The 4,915-nt window shown below is 63.6% G+C and carries 6 protein-coding genes and 1 pseudogene; 4 read left to right on the plus strand and 3 right to left on the minus strand.

Annotated features, from left to right (window positions below; genetic code table 11):
* A pseudogene (locus H288_RS34670) lies at positions 1-235 on the minus strand (IS110 family transposase); the annotation flags it as partial.
* A 292-nt stretch (positions 236-527) separates the two neighbouring features.
* Complete coding sequence (locus H288_RS0131700; protein WP_020096567.1) at positions 528-1,103, minus strand: TetR/AcrR family transcriptional regulator; 576 nt, start codon at positions 1,101-1,103, stop codon at positions 528-530.
* Between the two features lie 113 nt (positions 1,104-1,216).
* Here H288_RS0131700 and H288_RS0131705 point away from each other — a divergent pair, with 113 nt between their 5' ends.
* From H288_RS0131705 to H288_RS0131720, 4 genes are all read left to right on the plus strand, one after another.
* Entirely contained in the window at positions 1,217-1,915 is a 699-nt protein-coding gene (locus H288_RS0131705) for a glutathione S-transferase C-terminal domain-containing protein (RefSeq protein WP_020096568.1), read from the plus strand.
* Between the two features lie 58 nt (positions 1,916-1,973).
* A complete protein-coding gene (locus H288_RS0131710; protein ID WP_020096569.1) occupies positions 1,974-2,348 on the plus strand; it encodes a tautomerase family protein in 375 nt (124 codons plus the stop codon).
* 319 nt (positions 2,349-2,667) lie between these two features.
* Complete coding sequence (locus H288_RS0131715) at positions 2,668-3,219, plus strand: sigma-70 family RNA polymerase sigma factor (RefSeq protein ID WP_020096570.1); 552 nt, start codon at positions 2,668-2,670, stop codon at positions 3,217-3,219.
* Positions 3,216-3,920, plus strand: coding sequence for an anti-sigma factor (locus tag H288_RS0131720; protein ID WP_020096571.1), 705 nt, complete (start codon positions 3,216-3,218; stop codon positions 3,918-3,920). The genes H288_RS0131715 and H288_RS0131720 overlap by 4 nt, the downstream gene beginning before the upstream one ends.
* A 95-nt stretch (positions 3,921-4,015) precedes the next feature.
* On the opposite strand, the gene H288_RS0131725 is transcribed toward H288_RS0131720, so the two are convergent.
* A complete protein-coding gene (locus tag H288_RS0131725) occupies positions 4,016-4,585 on the minus strand; it encodes a fasciclin domain-containing protein (protein WP_020096572.1) in 570 nt (189 codons plus the stop codon).
* Positions 4,586-4,915: the final 330 nt, after the last annotated feature.

Here is a 4,915-nt window from a genome sequence, read left to right on the forward strand (position 1 = left end):
AGGCTGGCGGGATGAGCCGCGTTTCGTGGCCTGCCAAAGCTATCTCACGGGCCCAGTAATGAGCGCTGGCGCATGCTTCCATAGCAACCACGCAACGCGGAAGTGTCGAGAAGAACGTCAGCACCTGATCACGCCGCAGCTTCTTGCGGAAAACGACGACACCGCTCGTATCCGCGCCGTGAACCTGGAAAACTGATTTCGCCAGATCGATCCCGACTGTGCTAACCTCACCCATGGACGCCTCCTGCAGTGGTGTTGCAACACCTCCACTCTGGCACATCGATGCCGTCAGGGGGCGTCCACCCCTACGCTTTGGAGAAACGCAAATGGCGTTCCCGATGGCTGAGTTGGGTCGATAGGAGGCCGTCCGGTTTTGCGGCGGCCCCTCTCAGAAGCGGACCGGCAGCTTTCGGCCAGCTTCTGTCTCGCCAGTAGGCTCGTCGGGATAACTGGGGTGGGTGGATTTCTGCCTGTCCGCTTATGGTCGGCAATGCATGGAAGCGGACCTTGTCCACGCGCGCTTTTAATCAGCTCGGGAGCAGTCCCGCCTCCTGATAACTCCGGACCAAAGTGTCGAACAGATTTAGGTCCGCGCGGCTTCGAGCAATGATCTGAGCTCCGGCTACAGCAGCATAGATCGCGCGAGCTCTCGTCTCGCTGTCCTTCGGCTTCGCGAGCTTTGCAGCAACTAACTGCTCGCGTAGCCAAGCGGTGTTCACGTCAGCGAAGGTCTGAACCTCCTTCAAGACCCCATCAGGCAACACGTCATATTCTGTCGCCATGAAGCTGCTGAGGCACATGCGATTGTTGCGCTCCAGAGAGAGGCGAAAAATGCCAGGGTATTGCCGCAGCGCTTCTATCGGGCTCTGGGCATTCGTCGAAATAGCTTCAAGATCGCGTGCAATATCTTCCCAGTAGCGCCGTGCAACCGCCTCGCCGAGGATAGCCTTGTTTGCGAAGTAGTAGTTGATGCTTGCAGCCTTGATGCCGACCGCTTCCGCAAGGTCGCGAAAATTGATGCCGCCGTAGCCATAAGCCATCGCCGCTTCCCTTGCGGCCACGAGGATCGCCTCTCGCACATCCCTCTTCAACGTCGCTGCCATTTCCAACCTCCATCTGTCATATGGCAGACAGGGGTTGACAGCGCAAGATTGGGGTCATAGCTTTCTACCTGTCATCTGACAGACAGGCAATTTCTCAGGAAAGCGAGAGGACGATGTCCGACAAGCTCAAGCTCTACACCTCACCCTCGGCCTTCCCGAACCCGCAGCGACTGCGGATCTTCATGCACGAGAAGGGCATCGCCGACCGCTTCGACGCGACGATCTACGACATGTCACCGGTGGGCGAGCAGCGGGGCTGGAAGCACCTGAAGATGAACGCCTGGGGCGAGACGCCGACCCTCGCGCTCGCGGATGGCTCCTATCTCAGCGAGACCTCCGCAATCGCTCGCTACCTCGACGACACGTTCGAAGGCCGCAAGATCATGGGCGGGACTGCGCACGAGCGCGGCCTTGATCAGATGTGGGACAACCGGGTGTGGGTGCACATCCTCTATCCCATCGTCACCGCCTTCCATGTCCTGCACCAGGGTCTGGGCCCGAAGCTCGAACTGACCAGCAACCCCGCCTGGGGCGAGCATTCCCGCAAGGTGGCATTGACGCATGCTGGTCTCGTCGACCGGCATCTCGCCGACGGCCGCGAGTGGTTGCTGGGAGGCGATCAGCCGACGTTCTCGGACATCACGCTGGCGACGGCCATTGCGTTCTCCAAGTTCCCGGTGAACGCCACTCCGCTCGATGAGCGCTTCGAGCATCTCGATGCTTTCTGGCAGCGCTGGCAGACCCGGCCGACCTTCCTGGCCGCCTATGCCGACCGGAGCAGCGGTGTGCCGGAGATCGACAATCGTACCTGAGCGTCCGGCGGTCGGTCCCGGCTGCGGGCCGACCGCAATCCTGCCCGAGGAGGTCATCATGCCTTTTGCACGTATCGATCTGATCCAGGGGAAAAGCCCCGAGTACCGCACTGCTTTGGCGGACATCGTCTATCGAGGCATCGTCGACGTCCTCAAAGCACCCGATGGCGACCGCTTTGTGGTGGTTGGCGAGCACACAGCTGACAACCTCATCTATGATCCTCAATTTCTTGGCTTCAATCGGTCCCCAGACTTCATCTTAATCCAGGTAACTAGCACCGTCGGCAAAAAGAAGGATACTAAGTTTGCTTTCTATCGTTTCGTCGCCGACGAGCTGAAACTGAAGCTGAGCGTCAGACCAGACGACATCATGATCAACATGGTCTTTGTCGACAAGGAGGAATGGTCGTTCGGTGATGGTCAGCCGTGGTAACGACTTCCAATATCACCTCGGTCCTCAACTGCAGGGCCGCCGGTTGATGACCGCTTTTGGGAAGCGCCGACGGTCATCGTAACAACTGGCATGGGTCGACCGCGGAAAGTCCCTTTGCGAGGGATCGGTCAACCTCCGCATCCCGCCCTCAGCGACATCTCCGCAGCCGCCGCTCCGAGGATTTTGAAAGCGGCCACCTCGAGGCCCACTCAGCGAGGCTAGCGCGCGTGAGGGATCGTCACGGCTAGGCAGTTTGGGTTAAAGCAGCATCCGGTTGGGCGTCCGACAGAAGGCGCCTGGGAGTTTGTAGGGAGCCAACTTGGCCGACGACGCCACGCTGCGCCGACTGCTCGCTGGTATCGCCCGGGGCGAGGCAAATCGGCTGGCCGAACTCTACGATCTCACGAGCCCGAAACTTTACGGCCTGATCCTGCGTATCCAGCGTGACCGTGGCTTGGCCGAGGACGTGCTTCAGGACGTCTACATGCGCATCTGGCAGGCCGCGGGCAGCTACAAGCCCGAGGCCGGCCCGCCGCTACCGTGGCTCTGCACCGTCGCCCGCAATCGCGCCATCGACAGCGTACGGCGGAAGGTCGAGCATCAGGGCCCGGAATTGGATACCGGCGAGGATTGGGTGGCGCGGCTGATCGATCCGCACGATGGGGCGGCAGATTTCATGGACCGGAACGCCCTCCTGGCCTGCCTCGGCCGTCTCGACCCCAAGCACCGGGACTGCGTCGTGCTGGCCTATTGCGAAGGGCAATCTCGGGAGGAGTTGGCGCGGCACTTCGACCGGCCGGTCAACACCATCAAGACTTGGCTGCACCGGTCACTCGCAGGCCTCAAGTCCTGCCTGGAGGCTGTCTCGTGACCGGCAGCGGCCAGCCCGGCATGGACCCGACGTCCGAGCATGACATGCGCGCGGCCGAGTACGCCCTCGGGACACTCGACGCGCGGGAGCGGGCGGCGCTGGAGCGCGAGGCGAGCCAAGACCCCGGCACAGCCAGCCGCATCCGCGAGTGGGAGCGGCGCCTGGCGCCGCTGATGGAGGCCGTGCCACCCGTGGCGTCGCCGCCGCGGGTCCGCGAAGCGCTGCTGCGCGCGCTGCCAGACGCGACCGACGTAGCGCGAGGTGAACTTCGCCGCCTGTGGCGGCAGGTGAGGCGCTGGCGGATCGCCGCGGCAGGGTCAGGCCTGCTCGCCGCGGGCCTCGCGCTGTTCGTGGCAGTCGGCCCGTCACGAACCCCGGCGGGAGGGCGCTATCTGGCTGTCGTGCAGGGAGGCGGGGCGCTGCCGGCGCTGATCGTGCGTGTCGACACGCAGACCGGCCTCGCAGAAGTCAGGCCCGTCGGTGCCGACGCGCCCGCCGGGCGGAGTCTGGAATTGTGGTACGTCGGCGCAGGAGGGGCAAAGCCACTCGGCCTCGTCGGAACGGCGCCGAGTCAGGTGAGGCTCCCGCAGGACACCGCACCGGACGGGGTAATCGCGGTCTCGGTCGAGCCGCCCGGAGGCTCACCGAGCGGCCAACCCACGGGTCCGGTGATCTACACCGGCAAGCTCATCGCCGAATGACCGGGCGCGGCGGGCACGCCTGCCGGCGCTCGCGTGATCTGAAAGGCCACGCGCTGTCGAAGCCCGCAGCCCTCACGGGCCGCGGGCACTGCGCGTTACGGCATCAGCACGGCGTTGATGACGTGGATGACGCCGTTCGACTGCATGACGTTCGGGATGGTCACCGTGGCGGTGTTGCCCTTCTGGTCGGTGACGAGAACCTTCTTGCCCTGCACCTCGACGGCGAGTGGTTCGCCCTCGACGGTGGTCAGCACGCCCTGTCCACCACCCTTCTTGGCCAGCGCCATCAGGTCCTTGGCGGTGTAGACACCCGGGACCACGTGATAGGTCAGGATCTTCGTCAGCGTCGCCTTGTTCTGCGGCTGCACGAGGCTTTCCACCGTGCCCGGCGGCAGCTTGGCGAAGGCGGCGTTGGTCGGGGCGAACACCGTGAACGGGCCCAGGCCGTTCAGCGTATCGACGAGGCCCGCGGCCTTCACGGCAGCGACGAGGGTGGTGTGATCCTTCGAATTGACCGCGTTCTCGACGATGGTCTTCTGGGCGTACATCGGCGCCCCGCCGACCATCGGGTTCTTGGCGTAGGCCGCGCCGCTGGCTCCGAGGCTGAGCGCGAGGGTCAGGGCGAGCGCCTGGGCCGTGCGGCGGCCGGTGTTCTGAGTGAGCATCGTCTTTCCTTCAGTCCGAACCCCGATGAACGGGGCAGTGTGGGCCCATACGAGGCCATCGGAGAGAAAGTTTCGCGGGATGAAGGCAAACGGCTGGGAGGCGATCGCCTCTGCTCCCATTCCGTCTGGACGAACCTGACATCGCCACAGACGGCGATTTTCAGCATCTGTCTTTGGTTCAAGGATCACGGTCCGAATGTCATCCCGAGCCGAAGTTGCCGGAAGGCTGACGAACGGCCGTGTGTGGACGCCCCATCGGATTCAAGGGGGTGTTGGAGAGATTTGTGCGCGCAGGATCAGGTGCTGCCGTGTGTCCGGCCTGTTGATGCA

The sequence above is a fragment of the Methylobacterium sp. 285MFTsu5.1 genome, assembly GCF_000383455.1.
In the GTDB taxonomy this organism is placed as follows: Bacteria; Pseudomonadota; Alphaproteobacteria; order Rhizobiales; family Beijerinckiaceae; genus Methylobacterium.

Bases quoted from the DNA above. Each gene is read 5' to 3' on its own strand.
- H288_RS0131700 (WP_020096567.1), bottom strand. From the start codon at position 1,103: ATGGCAGCGACGTTGAAGAGGGATGTGCGAGAGGCGATCCTCGTGGCC.
- H288_RS0131705 (WP_020096568.1), top strand. From the start codon at position 1,217: ATGTCCGACAAGCTCAAGCTCTACACCTCACCCTCGGCCTTCCCGAAC.
- H288_RS0131710 (WP_020096569.1), top strand. From the start codon at position 1,974: ATGCCTTTTGCACGTATCGATCTGATCCAGGGGAAAAGCCCCGAGTAC.
- H288_RS0131725 (WP_020096572.1), bottom strand. From the start codon at position 4,585: ATGCTCACTCAGAACACCGGCCGCCGCACGGCCCAGGCGCTCGCCCTG.